Annotated in this window: 15 protein-coding genes; 6 read left to right on the forward strand and 9 right to left on the reverse strand. The window is 65.2% G+C overall.

The window, feature by feature from the left end; genetic code table 11:
• Nucleotides 1-3 precede the first annotated feature (3 nt).
• The 3 genes from BFX80_RS04820 to BFX80_RS17935 all read left to right on the forward strand — a co-directional run bounded on the left by BFX80_RS04820 (nt 4) and on the right by BFX80_RS17935 (nt 2,664).
• Nucleotides 4-744, forward strand: a complete 741-nt coding sequence (locus BFX80_RS04820) for an ATP-binding cassette domain-containing protein (RefSeq protein WP_077374845.1) — start codon at nt 4-6, stop codon at nt 742-744.
• A complete protein-coding gene (locus BFX80_RS04825) occupies nt 741-2,318 on the forward strand; it encodes a glycine betaine ABC transporter substrate-binding protein (RefSeq protein ID WP_205632736.1) in 1,578 nt (525 codons plus the stop codon). The genes BFX80_RS04820 and BFX80_RS04825 overlap by 4 nt, the downstream gene beginning before the upstream one ends.
• A gap of 181 nt (nt 2,319-2,499) precedes the next feature.
• Nucleotides 2,500-2,664, forward strand: a complete 165-nt coding sequence (locus tag BFX80_RS17935) for a hypothetical protein (RefSeq protein ID WP_167592973.1) — start codon at nt 2,500-2,502, stop codon at nt 2,662-2,664.
• Nucleotides 2,665-2,861: 197 nt separating this feature from the next.
• Here BFX80_RS17935 and BFX80_RS04830 read toward each other — a convergent pair whose 3' ends face one another.
• The 7 genes from BFX80_RS04830 to BFX80_RS04860 form a co-directional block, all read right to left on the reverse strand.
• Nucleotides 2,862-3,719, reverse strand: coding sequence for an ABC transporter ATP-binding protein (locus BFX80_RS04830; RefSeq protein ID WP_084208087.1), 858 nt, complete (start codon nt 3,717-3,719; stop codon nt 2,862-2,864).
• On the reverse strand, nt 3,716-4,843 hold the full coding sequence (locus tag BFX80_RS04835) for a FecCD family ABC transporter permease (RefSeq protein ID WP_240499675.1): 1,128 nt from the start codon (nt 4,841-4,843) through the stop codon (nt 3,716-3,718). The genes BFX80_RS04830 and BFX80_RS04835 overlap by 4 nt, the downstream gene beginning before the upstream one ends.
• Nucleotides 4,844-5,004: 161 nt before the next feature.
• Nucleotides 5,005-6,309, reverse strand: a complete 1,305-nt coding sequence (locus tag BFX80_RS04840) for a TRAP transporter large permease (protein WP_084208088.1) — start codon at nt 6,307-6,309, stop codon at nt 5,005-5,007.
• 1 nt (nt 6,310) lies between these two features.
• Nucleotides 6,311-6,868: a TRAP transporter small permease gene (locus BFX80_RS04845; protein ID WP_077374836.1), complete on the reverse strand. Its 558-nt coding sequence runs from the start codon at nt 6,866-6,868 to the stop codon at nt 6,311-6,313.
• 186 nt (nt 6,869-7,054) lie between these two features.
• A complete protein-coding gene (locus BFX80_RS04850; RefSeq protein ID WP_084208089.1) occupies nt 7,055-8,074 on the reverse strand; it encodes a TRAP transporter substrate-binding protein in 1,020 nt (339 codons plus the stop codon).
• A gap of 213 nt (nt 8,075-8,287) precedes the next feature.
• On the reverse strand, nt 8,288-9,199 hold the full coding sequence (locus BFX80_RS04855) for a LysR family transcriptional regulator (RefSeq protein WP_084208090.1): 912 nt from the start codon (nt 9,197-9,199) through the stop codon (nt 8,288-8,290).
• A gap of 109 nt (nt 9,200-9,308) precedes the next feature.
• A complete protein-coding gene (locus tag BFX80_RS04860) occupies nt 9,309-9,749 on the reverse strand; it encodes a VOC family protein (protein WP_077374827.1) in 441 nt (146 codons plus the stop codon).
• 291 nt (nt 9,750-10,040) lie between these two features.
• Here BFX80_RS04860 and BFX80_RS04865 point away from each other — a divergent pair, with 291 nt between their 5' ends.
• Genes BFX80_RS04865 through BFX80_RS04875 form a run of 3 tightly spaced genes read left to right on the forward strand, consistent with a single transcriptional unit; the run spans nt 10,041 to nt 12,516 of the window.
• Nucleotides 10,041-10,808 (forward strand): 5-oxoprolinase subunit PxpA, encoded by a 768-nt coding sequence (locus BFX80_RS04865; protein ID WP_084208091.1) that lies wholly within the window; start codon nt 10,041-10,043, stop codon nt 10,806-10,808.
• A complete protein-coding gene (locus BFX80_RS04870) occupies nt 10,808-11,554 on the forward strand; it encodes a 5-oxoprolinase subunit B family protein (RefSeq protein WP_084208092.1) in 747 nt (248 codons plus the stop codon). Before BFX80_RS04865 ends, BFX80_RS04870 begins: the two co-directional genes overlap by 1 nt.
• The gene (locus BFX80_RS04875) at nt 11,551-12,516 is read left to right on the forward strand and encodes a 5-oxoprolinase subunit C family protein (protein ID WP_205632737.1); all 966 of its coding nucleotides are present in this window, start codon (nt 11,551-11,553) and stop codon (nt 12,514-12,516) included. The genes BFX80_RS04870 and BFX80_RS04875 overlap by 4 nt, the downstream gene beginning before the upstream one ends.
• A 482-nt stretch (nt 12,517-12,998) precedes the next feature.
• Here the strand turns inward: BFX80_RS04875 and BFX80_RS04880 are convergent, their stop codons facing one another.
• A complete protein-coding gene (locus tag BFX80_RS04880) occupies nt 12,999-13,973 on the reverse strand; it encodes an SAM-dependent methyltransferase (protein ID WP_084208093.1) in 975 nt (324 codons plus the stop codon).
• Between the two features lie 34 nt (nt 13,974-14,007).
• On the reverse strand, nt 14,008-15,717 hold the full coding sequence (locus BFX80_RS04885) for an AMP-binding protein (RefSeq protein ID WP_084208094.1): 1,710 nt from the start codon (nt 15,715-15,717) through the stop codon (nt 14,008-14,010).
• Between the last annotated feature and the right edge of the window lie 129 nt (nt 15,718-15,846).

Below are 15,846 nucleotides of genomic sequence, written 5' to 3' on the forward strand. Positions count from 1 at the left end.
TCGATGAGTGATGCTCGCGCCCCGGCGGTTCGCTTTCGCGATCTGCACAAGGGCTTTTCGGGTCAGCGATTGTTCGAAGGCATCGACCTCGAACTGCCGCGTGATCGTATTACTGCGCTGGTCGGTGCCAGTGGCTGCGGGAAGTCCACCTTGCTGCAGCTGATCAACGGGCTGATACGTCCGGACAGCGGCGAGGTACAGGTCTTCGGCAAGGGGGTGGACTATGCCAATCTGCCCGCCATGCGCAGACGCATCGGCTACGCCGTCCAGCAGATCGGCCTGTTTCCGCACCTCAGCGTGCGCGACAACATCGCCATTCTGGCGGACCGCGAAGGTTGGACGGCGGACAGGGTCAAGGCGCGCATCACGCGGCTGTTCCAGATGATGGACCTGGATCTGGCGCTGTTGACGCGTTATCCGCATGAGATTTCCGGCGGGCAGGCGCAGCGGGTCGGCCTGTGTCGCGCGATGATGCTGGAGCCACCGCTGCTGCTGCTCGATGAGGCCTTCTCTGCGGTGGACCCGATCACGCGCATCGAGGTGCATGCCCAGTTCCAGCGCATGCAGCAGGAAGAGCCGCGCAGCGTGGTGATGGTGACCCATGACATGAATGAGGCACTGAGTCTGTCCGACCACATGGTGGTGATGGCACCCGGCGTGGTGCTGCAGGCTGCCAGTCCCGAGACGATCGCCAGGGCGCCAGCGGATGAGCGCGTGGCCCGACTGCTGGAGGCACGCGCATGAAGACGCTGATGACGACTCCCGTCCTGCAACGTTCGCGCCGCGGGCTGTCCGGCGCGCTGATGATCGCCGGCCTGGCGCTGGCGAGTCTGGGGGCCCTGGTGAGCAGCCCGCTTGCCAGCGCGGAAGAGGAAGCCGCGGCATGGCCCGAGGACAAGCCCATCGTGGTGGGCTCCAAGGCGGATCGCGAAGGCCATCTGCTCGGCGAGATCTTCGCCCAGGTACTCGAGGATGCCGGCTTCACGGTCGAGCGTCGCCTCGGGCTGGGGCAGACCATCATCACCTATCAGGGGCTGGCGGAGGGGGAGCTGGATGTCTATCCCGAGTACACCGGCACCTTGGCGCACGCCATCCTCAATCTGGACAGCGTGCCGCCGCTCGACAAGCTCGATGCTCTGAGTCGTGAACGGGGGCTCAGGGTGCTCAAGCCACTGGGCTTCAACAACACCTATGCCGTGAGCATGCGGCGTGAGCAGGCCGAGTCGCTGGGGATCAGGACGATCGGTGATCTGGCGGATCACCCGGAGCTCTCGATCGCGATGTCGCATGAGTTCATCAAGCGCTCGGATGGCTGGCCGGGGCTGGCGGATGCCTACGCGCTGCCGCAGGTGCCCCGTGGCATCGAACACGGCATCGCCTATCAGGCGCTGCGCGAGAGCAAGATCGACGCCACCGATGCCTACTCCACCGAGGGTGACATCCAGCGCTTCGACTTCGTGCTGCTCGATGACGACCAGGGCTATTTCCCCGAGTATCTGGCGGTGCCCTTCGTGAATGCCGCCTTGCCGGAGAAGGCTGTCGCGGCGCTGGATCAGCTGGCGGGCAGTCTCGATGAGGACAGCATGCAGGCGCTGAATGCCGAGGTCTCCACCGAGGAGCAGAGCTTCGCCCAGGTGGCCAGCCGCTTCATTCAGGAACAGGGCATCACCACCGAGCAACGCGAAGTCAGTGGCGCCAAGTGGGACAAGCTCGGGACCAATCTCATCGAGCATCTGCAGTTGACGCTGTCCGCGCTGCTGCTGGCGTGTCTGGTCGGTCTGCCGCTGTCACTGCTGGTCTACCGCAATCCGAAGGTCTCGCGGGTCGTGCTCTACGTCACCGGCCTGCTGCAGACCATCCCCTCCATCGCGCTGCTGGCGTTGATGATTCCGCTGTTCGGGATCGGGGTGGTGCCGGCGGTGATCGCGCTGTTCGTCTACTCCCTGCTGCCGATCATCCGCGCGGCCATCACCGCACTGCTGACGGTGGACCCGCTGCTGGTCAAGGTGGCGCGCGGGATGGGGCTGACGCGCCGTGAGCAGCTGCGTCACGTCATCCTGCCGCTGGCGACGCCCAATCTGCTGACAGGGATCAAGACCGCCGCCATCATCAACATCGGTACCGCGACCCTGGCGGCCTTCATCGGCGCGGGCGGGCTGGGCGAACCCATCGTCACGGGGCTTTCGCTCAACGACTATGATCTGGTGCTGTACGGCGCGATTCCGGCGGCGCTGCTGGCCATCTGCGCGGAGCTGTTGTTCGAGTTGTTCGAGCGCATGGTGATTCCGGCGCATATGCGCGGGCTCAAGGCGCGTTGACCTGGACGGATGCCGGAAAAACCCAGACAGGCCCGTCGCGATTGTTGTACACGGTGTGCAGCAATCAAGGAAAGGCGTTGCGCAGGATTATCGTTGGCCACCGATGTGAGTAGAGTGAACGCCATAGTGAAGACTCGCTGACGGGAGTCTTGTGTAGCGAACCTTGAATTGGAGACGTCTCATGCGTATCAAGAATCTGTTCCCGATCGCGCTGGTCGCGGCCACACTGGCACTCGGCGGTTGTGGTCTGTTCGATCATGGTCATGGCGGCCACGGCGGCGGTCATGGTGGCGGCCAGCAGCACGGCATGATCGACACCGGCTCTCAGGCCTCCCACCTGTCCTGAGTCTGCGTGAGGGCTGATGGCCCCGTGAAGAACCGCCCCCGACGCATGCGTCGGGGGCGGTTTTTTTTGTCTTCGCCAGAAGGCAAGAGGCGGCTGGCCAAGAGCGCTTGCGAACGCGACGCGCCTGACAGAACGCAAAGCGCCAGAAGGGACGGGAAGAGCCGGCAGGGCTGGAAGAGCGGGAAGAGCTGGCAGGCCTAGAGTGCGTGAAGGGCCACGATGGCGGGCGGGCTGCCATCCTCTGGCCAGTCGACCCGTGCCTCGATGGCGTAGACCTCGCGCAGTCGCTCGGCGCTCAGTACCTCGCGCGGCGGGCCGCTGGCCGCCAGACGCCCGCGATCCAGCAGCCAGAGCTGGGCGGCATGCCGCGCGGCCAGGCTCAGGTCATGCAGCGCGACGATCACGATGCGGTGACGGTCGCGGGCATCGCGGCCAAGCCAGTCCAGCACCGCCAGCTGGAAGTGCAGGTCCAGGGCGCTGGTGGGTTCATCCAGCATCAGCAGCGCCGGCTCGCGTACCAGCGCCTGCGCGATGGCGACACGCTGGCGCTGTCCGCCGGAAAGCTGCCCGAGTCGTCGGGAGGCCAGCGGGGCCAGCTCCAGTGCGCTGACCAGCGCCTCGCAGTGGCGTAGATTGGCCTGCTCGTCCAGATGGCCGGCCAGGCGTCTCGCCAGCAGCAGCGACTCGAAGACCTCAAGCATCGCGCCGCCTTCACTGAGCTGCGGCAGGTAGCCGATACGTGCCGCGCGCTGGCGTGGCGTGAGGGACGCCAGTGCCTCCCCGTCGAGACACAGCTGGCCGCTGGCCGGCAGCAGCCCGGCGATCGTCTGCAACAGGGTCGATTTTCCGGCACCGTTCGGGCCGAGCAGGGCGGTCAGCTCGCCACGGTTTGCGCGCAGCGTGCCCGGCATGTCCAGCACCGGATGCCCCCCGCGCAGGACGCTGAGATCCTGAAGCACGAGCCCCTGGCCATCGAGAGCGCCTTCGTCGCGAGACTGCGCGAGGCGGGCTGGCGCGTCGGATTCGGCGGTGGGCGCGTCATGTCGCTGGTTCATCCGTCGTGTCCTCGGCGCTTGAGCGTCAGGCTGACGAAGAAGGGCAGACCGATCAACGCGGTGATCATGCCCAGTGGCAGCAGCACGCCGGGGATGAGCGAACGGCTGAGGATCGAGGTCAGCGACAGCAGCAGGGCGCCGATCAGCGCCGAGAGGGGCAGCAGGCGCTGTTGCTGTTCACCTACCAGCAGGCGGGCGATGTGGGGCGCGACCAGGCCGATGAAGCCGACGCTGCCGACGAACGAGACGGCGGTGGCGGTCAGAAGCGCCGTGCACATCAGGCCGCTCAGACGCAGGCGGCGCACGTCCACGCCCAGCGCACGGGCCTGGGCTTCCCCCAGGCTCAGGGCGGTCAGCTCGCTGCGTCGACGATGAAAGACCACCGCACACAGCGCGATCACCAGGCTCAACACGGCCAGGCGTGACCAGCTGCTGCGCTCGAGGCTGCCCATCGACCAGAAGATCAGCTGCTGCAATGCCTCGGGCGAGGCGACGAACTGCAGCACGCCCAGCAGGGCATTGAAGAAGAACATCAGCGCGATGCCCAGCAGTACCAGAGTCTGTACGCCGACGCCGGGCAGGCGCTGTGCGCTCCACAGCACCAGCGAGGCCCCCAGCGCGAAGAGGAAGGCATTCAGCGTGACCCCAAGCCCCGCGCCTGCGAGGCTCTGCCATGAGGGCAGCACCAGTTGCACGAGGTCGAGATGCAGGATCAGGCCAAGCCCGGCACCGACGCTGGCCGCCGCCGAGACTCCCAGCGTGAAGGGGTCGGCCAGCGGGTTGTGCAGCAGGGTCTGCATCTGGGCACCGGCCATGGCCAGAGAGGCGCCGACGGTCACCGCCATCAGCGCGATGGGCAGGCGCAGTTGCCAGAGGATGGCGTGGGCGAGCGGATCGTTCGCTTCGCTCTGCCACAGTGCGGGCAGCAGACGTGCCAGGGGCAGCTCGCCACTGCCCTGGCTGATATCCAGCAGGCAGGCGGCCAGGACCGCGAGGCCACTGGTCCAGAGCCACAGGGCACCATGGCGCTTTCGACGGCGCCAGTCGGCGATGGGTGAGGTGACGGGAGAAGTCAGGGAGTCGGGCACGGTGAGGTCCGGCGGTGGCGTGTCAGTGTGAAGCACGGGCGGCAGCCTGAAGTGCTTGCGTGTCACAAGCCTAGCGACTTGGCGTGGGAAGGAGAAGCCACGAAAAAGACCTCCCCGAAGGGAGGTCTGGAAGAGGACGACGCCCCGGGAGGGGATCTGTCTGCCGTGACAGTGCGTCGGGGACGTGGAGGGCCGGATCAGCCGTTCATGGCCTGCGGCAGATAGAGCACGATCTCCGGGAAGACGTGCATCAGCACGATGGAGAAGATCATCAGCAGGAAGAACGGCAGCGTCGCCTTGGTGATGGTGATGATGTCCTTGCCGGTCAGGCTCTGGATCACGAACAGGTTGAAACCCACCGGCGGGGTGATCTGCGACATCTCGACCACGATGATCAGGTAGATCCCGAACCAGATCAGGTCGAAACCGGCGGCTTCGATGACCGGCATGATGATGGAGGTCACCAGCAGGATCAGCGAGATGCCATCCAGGAAGCAGCCCAGGATCAGCAGGAACAGCGTCAGCACCACCAGCAGCATGGTCGGCGACAGCCCCAGGGTGGCGATGCCTTCGGCCAGCTGCATCGGAATCTGGGTGAAGCTCATCGCGGAGGACAGGAAGGAGGCACCGGCGATGATGAAGGCGATCATGCATGAGGTGCGCAGCGCCGCGAACAGCGATTCCTTGAAGGTGGCGGCGCTCATGTGGCCATTGAGTCGCGCGATGATCAGCGACAGCACCACGCCGACCGCCGCCGCTTCCGTTGGTGACGCCAGGCCACCGTAGATGCTGCCGAGGATGCCGCCGATGAGTGCCAGCAGCGGAATCAACTGGGCGCTGTTGCGCAGCTTGGCCATGAAGCTCATGTGCGGCTCATCATGGCCGGCACGGCCCTGCGGCTCGCCGACGACCTTCGACCAGATCGCCAGATAGCCCATGAACAGGGCCAGCAGCAGCATGCCCGGCAGGACACCGGCGATGAACAGGCGCGAGATGGACTGCTCGGTGACCACGCCGTAGACGATCATCATGATCGACGGCGGAATCAGCAGACCGAGGGTCGAGGCGCTGGCGAGGGTACCGATGGCCAGATTGCTGTCGTAGCCGCGACGCTCAAGCTCCGGCAGGGTCATCTTGCCGACGGTGGCACAGGTGGCGGCGGAGGAGCCGCACACGGCGGCGAACAGCCCGCTGCCGATGATGTTGGAGTGCAGCAGGCGGCCCGGCAGGCGATTGAGCCACGGTGCCAGCGCGCGGAACATGTTGTCGGCGAGTCCGGAGCGGAACAGGATCTCGCCCATCCACACGAACATGGGCAGGGCGGTCAGGTCCCAGCCGTAGCTGGCACCCCAGAAGTCCGAGGCCAGGATCGGGCCGGTCTCGAAGGTGGAGAAGAAGGTCAGCACGATCCAGCCGGTGCCGATCAGCGAGAAGGCGACCCACACGCCGCCGCCGAGCAGCAAGGCGAGGGCCAGCAGAGTGACGAGGATGAGTGTCAGCATGTCATTCGGCTCCGTCTTCGGGCTCGGGCGCCACGTAGCGTGAGGGCGCGGTGAAGGCGGTGCGCAGCGTGGCGATCAGTGTCTCGAGAATCGCCAGGCACAGAAGGCCGGTACCGGCGACCAACACGCTCTGCGGAATCCACAGCGGCAGGGCCAGCAGGCCGGAGGAAATGTCGTGGTACTCGAGGCTCTCGCCGACCAGCAGTACCAGTTCATGGGTGATCAATACGCTCAGGCTCAGTGCGATCAGCAGCGCCAGGCTCTCGACCCACACGCGCACGGCGGGCGGCAGGCGATTGATGACCAGCGTCACGCGGATGTGCGCGTGGTGCGTGAAGGTATAGGCGAGGCTCAGGAAGGTGGCGCCGACCAGCAGGAAGGCGGCCATTTCCGAGACGCCGGAGATCTCGAAGCCGAGACGTTCGGCACCGAACATCACCAGGATGGCGTCGATCAGGCGCAGGAAGACCTGCAGGCTGACCAGGGTGCAGATCAGCAGCATGCAAGCTGCCGCACCCCACGCGCCGAGGCGATAGAGTCTGTCGAGGAAGTAGGTCATGACATGCACTCACAGGGAAGGTGAGGGTGGCCACGCGATGCCGTGTCGGGGAGACCCGTGTCGCGTCTGCCAGCGGGCAGAGGCTGACAGGGGAGCGACGTGATCATCGCGTGGCGGGGTGACGATACCGGCCAGGTGCCGAGCGTTCAGTTGATGGGACGAACGCCCGGCGCTGGCAGGCGGGGCTCAGGCATCGAGATCGGCGCGATAACGCTCGAGCAGCTGCTGGCCTTCATCGCCGGCGCGTGATTTCCAGTCCTGGAACAGCTTGTCACCCGCGGCCTTGAGGTCTTCGGACAGCTTCTCGTCCGGCTCGGTGATGGTGAAGCCATTCTCGGTCAGCACCTTGGCGCTCTCGTCGGCATCGGCCTTGCTGGCTTTCCAGCCGCGAGTCTCGGCGGCCTTGGCGGCGTCCAGCACGGCCTGCTGGGTGCTCTCGTCGAGGCGATCGAAGGCGCGCTTGTTGACGAAGACGATGTTCTTCGGCAGCCACAGCTTGGCGTCGTTGTAGTGCTTGACGTAATCCCAGGCCGACATGGACTTGCCGGTGGAGCTGGAGGTGATCATCGCGTCGACACGGCCGGTGCTGAAGGCGGTGGGGATGTCGGCTTCTTCGGTCTCGGTGGGCTTGCCGCCGACGTTCTCGACGAAGCGCTGGGTGTTGATGTTGGGCGCGCGGATGCGCAGGCCCTTGAGTTGGGAGACGTCAGTCAGGTCGAAGTCGGTGTAGATGCCCTGGGCCGGCCAGGCGACCGCGTACAGCGGCATCAGGCCTTCCTTGGCGAACAGCGCGGTGATGTCCGGCTTGGAGGCCTGCCAGAGAGCGAAGGCTTCCTCGTAGCTGGAGGCGACGCCCGGCAGGGTGTCCAGCTCGTAGACCGGCGATTCGTTGGACAGGATCGACAGGAAGATCTCGCCGGCCTGGACGGTGCCGCGACGCACGGACGGCTTGATCTCGCCGTGGGAGATCAGCGAACCGCCGCTGTGCACGGTGATGCTCAGCTCGCCATCGGTGGCCGCGGTGACCTCCTCGGCGAACTGCTTGGTGTTCTTGGTGTGGAAGCTGGCATCGCCATACGGAGTGGCGAGGTTCCACTGTGCCGCGAGGGCCGAGCCACTGAAGGCCAGGGCACCGGCGGCTGCCAGTCCGATGAGGGTACTGGAGGTGGCAGATTTGCGGGTGAGGGAGTCGCTGGGCTTACGCATGTCTAGTTCCTCATTATTATTGAATGTTGTCGGCAGACGATTTCATTCTTCAAGTGACAGGCCATCCCGTCCAATCGTTAATTCTGATTCACAGTATCGATGAAATCTTTCATCGTGTCGTCGCATGAAAGCCTTTGGCGATATTGTTAGACCTTGGTATGACGTGCCCTGGCGCACGATCAACCCTGTCTCAGCGCATGCATGACGCTTCGATCAGGCGGGGGGAGGCGCGTGCTGGCGAGAGTAGGTCTCGGCACACTGGCGACCCAGGCGCGCGACACTGGCGCAGAAGTCGGGGTAATTGGCATTGCGCCAGATGGCCTCATAGACCATCGGCGGCAGCGGGGTCTCGAGTGGCAGACGCACCAGTTCGCCGTGATTGATCACGTCCTCGACGGTGGCGACCGGCAGGACACCGATGCCCAGTCCTTCGCTGCTCATGCGCAGAATGGTCATCAGGGTGCTGGTGCAGTGCACCTTGGGTTGGGTGATGCCCTGTTCGGCGAGGTAGCTGACAAGCTCCGTATAGGGACGGGCCTGCTTGCTGAAGGAGATGAAGGGGGTTCTGGCGAAGCATTCGCCGTCCTGGGCCAGCTGCTCGGCGAGGGTCGGCGAGGCGAACATGCCCATCTCGAAGGTGCACAGCGGTGTCTGGGTCGCGTAGGGGCCCATGGCGGCGCTGTCCATCGCGAACAGCATGTCGAGGTCATTGTCGGCCAGGCGCTGATGCAGAAAGGGCGAGATGTCGACGGTCATTTCCAGCGTCAGCTTGGGGTAGCGCTCGGCCAGCTGGCGCATGAAGGCCGGGAACCAGCTGTTGGCGATGGTCTCGATGACGCCCAGACGCAGCGTGCCGGAAAAGGCGCCTTCCTCCTGAAACAGGCGCATGGCTTCCTCGCGCCCGCTCAACAGGCGTTCGGCATGCGCGAAGAATTCCCGACCGCGCAGGGTGGGCTGGATGGGGCGGGTGGCACGCTCGAGCAGCGATTCGCCGACGGCGGCCTCAAGACGGTTGATGCGGTCCGAGATGGAGGGCTGGGTGAGGTGCAGCTTGGTCGCGCCCTTGCGGAACGAGCCGAGCCGCACGACCCAGACAAAGGCCTCGAGTTCCTTGAAATCGAACATGACAGATGCCCCGTGATGAATCGTTGAGACCGACCATCTTGCCGCATGCCGTGCAGGGCGTCAGCTTTCATCACCGGGCATGCCCCGCACGAGACGGGGCGCGGGACCTTCACTTGCGAAACAGCTGGCTCTCGCGGTCCTTGAAGGCCTTGAACTCCAGCGCGTTGCCGGTGGGGTCGAGGAAGAACATCGTGGCCTGTTCACCGGGCTCGCCCTTGAAGCGCACATGAGGTGCGATCTCGAATGTCACGCCTTCGGCAGTGAGACGATCCGCCAGTGCCTGCCAGGCCTCCATCTCGAGTACCACCCCGAAGTGCGGCACCGGGACGCCATGCCCATCGACCGGATTGCGGTGCTGGGCGAGCGGGTTGTCAGGGTCGGCCAGTGCCGGGTTCAGGTGGCAGACGAACTGGTGGCCGTAGAGGTCGAAATCGACCCAGCTGTCCGAGGAGCGTCCCTCCGGACAGCCGAGGAATTCGCCATAGAAGCGCCGGGCTTCGGCGATGTCACGCACTTGAATCGCGAGGTGGAACGGATCACTGACGGCCATGTGGAAAATTCCTGTTGTTGTGGGTGGTTCCGCCAGACAGGACGCGTCGGTCGCCTGAGTCAGGCCGGCATTCGGAGAGATGACGGCCCTTTCGTGGCTGTCCGGGGTGCCCCAGACAGAAGCATGTGGCGGTCTGACAGGCAAGCGGATGATTGACTGGGCTTTCATACCTTCTGGTAATGAAAGATTTCATCGATATAACGAATCACAAAATACGATTGGATACCGAGGCATGGCCTTACTTAGAGTGGAGGGATAACAACACACAAGATCATCCTGCGAGGTGTCTCAATGTCCCGTTCCGCTCCCTCCCTCCCTCTGCTCAATTGCGACATGGGCGAAAGCTTCGGCAACTGGAAGATCGGCCTCGATGACGAGGTCATGCCCTACGTCGATTGCGCCAACATCGCCTGTGGCTTCCACGCCTCGGACCCCACCATCATGCGCCGCACCGTGCGGCTGGCGGTCAAGCACGACGTGCGCATCGGCGCACATCCCGCCTATCCGGATCTGCAGGGCTTCGGGCGCCGCTCCATGGCCTGCTCGCCTGCGGAAGTCGAGGACATGCTGCTCTATCAGATCGGCGCGCTCGACGGTATCTGTCGCGCCGAAGGCACTCGCGTCCAGTACGTGAAGCCGCATGGTGCGCTCTACAACGACATGGCCGCTGACCCGACGCTACTGCGCGCCGTCATGCAGGCCGTGGTGCGCTATGACGCCAGCCTGCCGCTGATGGTGATGGCGACCGCCAATCCGGCACCGATGCAGGCACTGGCCGACGAGATGGGCATCACGCTGTGGTTCGAGGCCTTCGCCGACCGTGCCTACGACTCGCGCGGTCACCTGGTCTCGCGTCGTGAGCCCGGCGCCGTGCATCACGACAGCGAGGTGATCATCGCCCAGTCGGTGACGCTGGCGCGCGGTGAAGCCCTCACCGACAGCAGCGGCGGTGATCTGGTGCTCAGTGCCGACACCCTGTGCGTGCACGGTGACAACGCCGAGTCCGTGGCCGCGGTGCGTGCCATCCGTGACGCCTTCGATGCGCTGGCGGGTGCCTGATGGCTGGGGGGAATAGCCACGAACGTGGCTCGTCACCGCAACTGCGCCTCGAGACCGTCGGCATGGACTCGCTGATCATCCGGCTGTTCGACCGCATCGAGGAATCCAACATGGCCTGGATTCTGGCCGCTGACGGGGCCTTGCGTGAGGCCTTCGGCACGGCGCTGGTGGATCTGGTGCCGTCCTATACCACCTTGCTGCTGCACTATGACGTGGCGGCACTGGAAGAAGGCGAGGTGCGTGCCCGTATCCAGGCGGCCCTCGAGAACCTCGCTCCGCAGAGCGGTCAGCAGGGCCAGCTGCACGAGGTGCCCGTCTGGTACGACGACAGTGTCGGTCCGGAGCTTGCGCCGATCGCCGCGCGTCTCGGCATCAGTGTCGAGGCGTTGATCGCGCGGCACGGCGCGCATGATTACTGCGTGTTCGCGCTTGGCTTCGCCCCCGGTTTCGCCTTCATGGGCGTGCTGGAGGAGGCATTGACCACACCGCGTCTCAAGACGCCGCGCCAGAAGATCGCCCCCGGCAGCGTCGGCATCGCCGACCGTCAGGCCGCGATCTACCCGTCCCGCTCTCCCGGTGGCTGGAACATCCTGGGCCGCACGCCCATCACGCTGTTCGGCCGCAACGAGGCCGGTGAGCCGTCCAGTCGCTTCATGCCCGGTGATCGCGTGCGTTTCGTTTCCGTGAGCCGAGAGGAATTCGTTCGCCTGGGCGGCGATGTCACCCCGCTGGAGGAGCGCGCATGAGTGCCGACAACGACAAGCGCGTGAGGCTCGACGTCAAGCGCAGTGGTGCCCTGGCACTGGTACAGGATGCGGGACGCCTGGGTGTCCGCCATCTGGGCGTGACCCAGGGCGGCGCGGCGGACTGGGTCTCGCTGGGCTGGGCCAACTGGCTGCTGGGCAATGCCCCGGATGCGCCGGGACTCGAGATCACCATGGGCGCCGGCCTGACCCTCAAGGTCGGGCAGGCGGGCACGCTGGCGCTGTGTGGCGCTGATCTGGCGGCGACACTGGATGGTGAGGCGTTGCTGCCCGGGCAGGCCTTCGCCGTGACGGCGGGGCAGGTGCTCAAGTTCGAGCGTCCGGTCGCCGGGCTGCGCGCCTATCTGGCCTTCCCGGGTGGGCTGGATGTCGCCCCGGTGCTGGGCAGTGCGGCCTGTACCGTGCGTGATGGTCTGGGCGGGCTGGATGGCGAAGGCCATGCATTGGCCAGCGGCGATGTGCTCACGGCGGCCGGCAATGAGCTGTCGCTGCGCGAATTGCCGGCGTCGGCACAGGCATGGCAGCAGTCGCTGACCCTCGAGGAGGGCGAGGCGCTCGAACTGGCGCTGGTGGTAGGCGCCCAGATTGCCGAATTCAGCGGCGACAGCCTCTTTCGCGCCTTCAACCGCGACTGGGCGGTAGATGGTCGCGCGGATCGCATGGGCGTGCGTCTGACCGGCCCGCGTCTGGAGCGTGACGGTGCCGGGATGGTCTCCGAAGGCATTCCGCTGGGCGCGGTACAGGTGCCCGCCGATGGCCAGCCGATCATCCTGCTCAATGATCGCCAGACCATCGGCGGCTATCCGCGCCTTGGCGCACTGACGCCGCTGGCCTGCGCGCAGCTCGCCCAATGCGTGCCGGGCACCAGGGTGCGGCTGGCGGCCGTGACGCCGGGCCAGGCGCGACAGGATCACCTCGCGGCACTGGCCGCCTGGCAGGCGTGAGGGCTCGCTGATCCAGTGCGCCATGCCGTGCCGATGAGCTGACGGACGGCGTGTCGGATCAATGGCTCGCACCGGCAGGAATCGAGCTGACAGCACGAGCAGACAAAGCGAGCAGACAAAAAAAGGGCCTCCAGATGGAGGCCCTTTCGGTTTTCCCGTGAGGGAATCTTTGATGCAGTCGGCGCGGATTGATCAGATCAGCGCCTTGATGAACAGATTCCCGGAGAAACGGTGCGCGAGCATCGGGAAACTGTGCACTGGCACATGGAAATGAAAGACATGCTCCAGTGCGGTCATCATGGTGAGGAAGACCCTCTTGCATGACGACGGATAACGAACGGCTTATCCCCCGAACGGGACTGTACTGGCAAGAATAACGGTTGATGACAGTGGATGCCAGTCATTTACGAGCGGTGTTTTCTAATTTTTTTCACGCCGGTATCGGACTGGCCTCACGCGGGAAACCTCCAGGCTCATCACCGTCACGGATGGCGGCGCTTGCGCAGTCGCCACAGGTGCACTTCCAGCCAGCCGGCCTCCAGCGCCTCGGCCAGATTGTGCTGCATCGTCGGAAAATGCGGCCCGAAGATCAGCTCCGGTGTCAGCGCCTGGCTGGCACGCTGGGCGGGCGAGAGTGGGGGCTGGCCGGGGGCGCCGGGAGAGGGTGTGCGCAGACGCCGCGCCTGCCAGGCGAGCACCTGAGGCGTCAGTTCGGCGTGCGCCTCGACCTCGAAACCACTGTTGGCCATCGCCTCGTGCAGTTCCTCGCAGCTGGCCAGGTGATCGGCGCGGGGTGTCAGTGCCCAGGGCACCGGCAGCTGCGGACGCTCATGGAAGGCTTGTGCCTGGACGCTGAGCACCGGCTCATGCAGCACCAGATAGCCGTCATCGTTGAGGCAGTCATGCCACTGACGCAACACGTCGGTCTTGTCGCTCAGATGGACCAGCAGGTGCTGGCTCAGGATGCGGTCGACATGTCGCCCCGTCAGGGCGGGATGCAGCTCGGGATAGCAGGCGTCACCCTCCAGCACTCGGATACGCTCGCGCAGGCCGGTGGCACGGTTGAGCGCGATGGCCAGCTGGCAGAGGCTCTCCGAGAGATCCAGGGTGGTGACGTGATGCCCGACGCTGGCATGTTGACTGACCAGCATGCGTGCCAGTCCGCCGAGCCCGGCACCGGGCTCGAGAATCGCGAGTGGCATGCCCTCGGGGGTCTCGAGAGCCGCCATCGCCAGCAATTCGCGGCTGCCGGCCGCGCCTCCCAGATGCAGCTGATCCAGCCCTGCTAGCGCCGAGGGCGGCAGGACGGGCTCAGGATGCGCCTTGATCAATGCCTCGAGTGCCTCCTCCAGTGCCGCGTGATGCCGAGGGGGCGCGTAGTGCGCCACCTGGGCACAGGCCGTGCTCAGGTGGCGAGCGGAGGAGGCGTCGTCGCCTCTCGGCGTGTCGTGACTCATGCGCTTGTTCTCCGTGGCCCTCCGAAGTGCCCGTTCATGGCTTGAGACCCAGCTCCGCCGTGGCGGTTTCGCGCATCTTGAATTTCTGGATCTTGCCGGTGACGGTCATCGGGAATTCCTCGACGAACTTGATATGGCGCGGCACCTTGAAGTGGGCGATTCTGCCCTGGCAGAACGCCTTGAGGCCTTCGGCATCCAGCTGCTCGCCTTCCTTGAGCTTGACCCAGGCCATCACTTCCTCGCCATAGCGCTCATCGGGCACGCCGATCACCTGCACGTCCGACACGGCAGGATGGGTGTAGAGGAAGTCCTCTATCTCGCGGGGATAGATGTTCTCGCCACCGCGGATGATCATGTCCTTGATGCGCCCGACGATGGTCACGTAACCGTCCTCATCGAGGGTGGCGAGATCACCGGTATGCATCCAGCGGCCACTGTCGATGGCCTTGGCGGTGGCGTCCGGGTTGTTCCAGTAGCCGAGCATCACGCTGTAACCGCGTGTGCACAGCTCGCCCTTCTCGCCGCGCGGGACCACCTGGCCTGTCTCGGGGTCGACGATCTTGATCTCCAGATGGGGATGCAGGGTGCCGACGGTGGAGACACGCTTGTCCAGCGGTGCCTCGCGGGTGGTCTGCAGACTCACCGGGCTGGTCTCGGTCATGCCATAGGCGATGGTGACCTCCCGCATGTGCATGCGCTCGATGACCTGGCGCATCACCTCGATGGGGCAGATGGAACCCGCCATGGTGCCGGTGCGCAGGCTGGAGAGATCAAACTCGTCAAAGCGCGGGTGCTCGAGTTCGGCGATGAACATCGTCGGTACGCCGAACATCGCGGTGGCGCCTTCCTCGCTGACCGCCTGCAGCGTGGCCAGCGGATCGAAACCCGCCTCGGGGTAGATGATCGTCGCTCCGTGGGTCAGGCAGCCCAGATTGCCCATCACCATGCCGAAGCAGTGATAGAGCGGCACCGGCATCACCAGTTTGTCGTGCTCCGTGAGATTCATGCGCTCGGCGACGAAGAAGCCGTTGTTGAGAATGTTGTGATGCGAGAGCGTGGCCCCCTTGGGGGCCCCGGTGGTGCCGGAGGTGTACTGGATGTTGATCGGGTCATCGAAGGTCAGGCTGGCCTGCAGTTCTTGGAGTGTCTCGAGACTGACCTCTCCGGCGCCGCCCAGCACATCCTGCCAGTGGAGCATGCCGGGCAGGGCATCCTCGGCCTCGAAGCAGACCAGACGCCTGAGGTCCGGCAGCGCGCCATTGTGAATGCCATCACGGCCGCGGGCCTCCCTGGCCTCAGGGAACAGCTCCTCGAGGATCGAGACGTAGTCCGAGGCCTTGAAGCGTGCCTGGAAGATCAGCGTCGCCGCGCCGGACTGCTTGAGCGCATAGGCCAGCTCATGGCCGCGATAGCTCGGGTTGAGATTGACCAGCACCGCGCCGATCTTGGCGGTGGCGTACTGGATCAAGGTCCACTCGGCGCGATTGGGTGCCCAGATGCCGACCCTGTCGCCGCGCTCGATCCCCATCGCCAGCAGGCCGCGCGCCACGCGCTCGACCTCTGCATGCAGCTCGGCCCAGGTGTAACGCAGCCCCTGATGACGGCTGATCAGAGCGTCGCGCTCGGGCCAGCGCGCGGTGATGCGATCGAGACAGTCGCCGATGGTTTCCCCCATCAGGGGAGTGTCGGAGAGGGTGCTCAGATAGCTGAGAGACTGGCGTGTGGCAATGGCGTCCTGTGACATGGCGTTGTCCTGTGTCCCTGGTTGTTATTGGTGTGGCAAGGCGTATTCAGGGGGAGCCGCCCGGCGGGCGGTCACGCCGCTAGGGGGCGGCGGCGTGAATGTCATGGTGCTTGTTGTCGTTATCGGTCT

It is taken from the genome of Cobetia marina (assembly GCF_001720485.1).
Taxonomy (GTDB): Bacteria; Pseudomonadota; Gammaproteobacteria; order Pseudomonadales; family Halomonadaceae; genus Cobetia; species Cobetia marina.

Excerpts from the sequence above, each read along its gene's own strand:
- BFX80_RS04850 (WP_084208089.1), bottom strand. The coding sequence starts at position 8,074 with ATGCGTAAGCCCAGCGACTCCCTCACCCGCAAATCTGCCACCTCCAGT.
- BFX80_RS17935 (WP_167592973.1), top strand. The coding sequence starts at position 2,500 with ATGCGTATCAAGAATCTGTTCCCGATCGCGCTGGTCGCGGCCACACTG.
- BFX80_RS04860 (WP_077374827.1), bottom strand. The coding sequence starts at position 9,749 with ATGGCCGTCAGTGATCCGTTCCACCTCGCGATTCAAGTGCGTGACATC.
- BFX80_RS04875 (WP_205632737.1), top strand. The coding sequence starts at position 11,551 with ATGAGTGCCGACAACGACAAGCGCGTGAGGCTCGACGTCAAGCGCAGT.
- BFX80_RS04885 (WP_084208094.1), bottom strand. The coding sequence starts at position 15,717 with ATGTCACAGGACGCCATTGCCACACGCCAGTCTCTCAGCTATCTGAGC.
- BFX80_RS04825 (WP_205632736.1), top strand. The coding sequence starts at position 741 with ATGAAGACGCTGATGACGACTCCCGTCCTGCAACGTTCGCGCCGCGGG.
- BFX80_RS04845 (WP_077374836.1), bottom strand. The coding sequence starts at position 6,868 with ATGACCTACTTCCTCGACAGACTCTATCGCCTCGGCGCGTGGGGTGCG.
- BFX80_RS04840 (WP_084208088.1), bottom strand. The coding sequence starts at position 6,309 with ATGCTGACACTCATCCTCGTCACTCTGCTGGCCCTCGCCTTGCTGCTC.
- BFX80_RS04880 (WP_084208093.1), bottom strand. The coding sequence starts at position 13,973 with ATGAGTCACGACACGCCGAGAGGCGACGACGCCTCCTCCGCTCGCCAC.
- BFX80_RS04820 (WP_077374845.1), top strand. The coding sequence starts at position 4 with ATGAGTGATGCTCGCGCCCCGGCGGTTCGCTTTCGCGATCTGCACAAG.
- BFX80_RS04870 (WP_084208092.1), top strand. The coding sequence starts at position 10,808 with ATGGCTGGGGGGAATAGCCACGAACGTGGCTCGTCACCGCAACTGCGC.
- BFX80_RS04855 (WP_084208090.1), bottom strand. The coding sequence starts at position 9,199 with ATGTTCGATTTCAAGGAACTCGAGGCCTTTGTCTGGGTCGTGCGGCTC.
- BFX80_RS04830 (WP_084208087.1), bottom strand. The coding sequence starts at position 3,719 with ATGAACCAGCGACATGACGCGCCCACCGCCGAATCCGACGCGCCAGCC.
- BFX80_RS04865 (WP_084208091.1), top strand. The coding sequence starts at position 10,041 with ATGTCCCGTTCCGCTCCCTCCCTCCCTCTGCTCAATTGCGACATGGGC.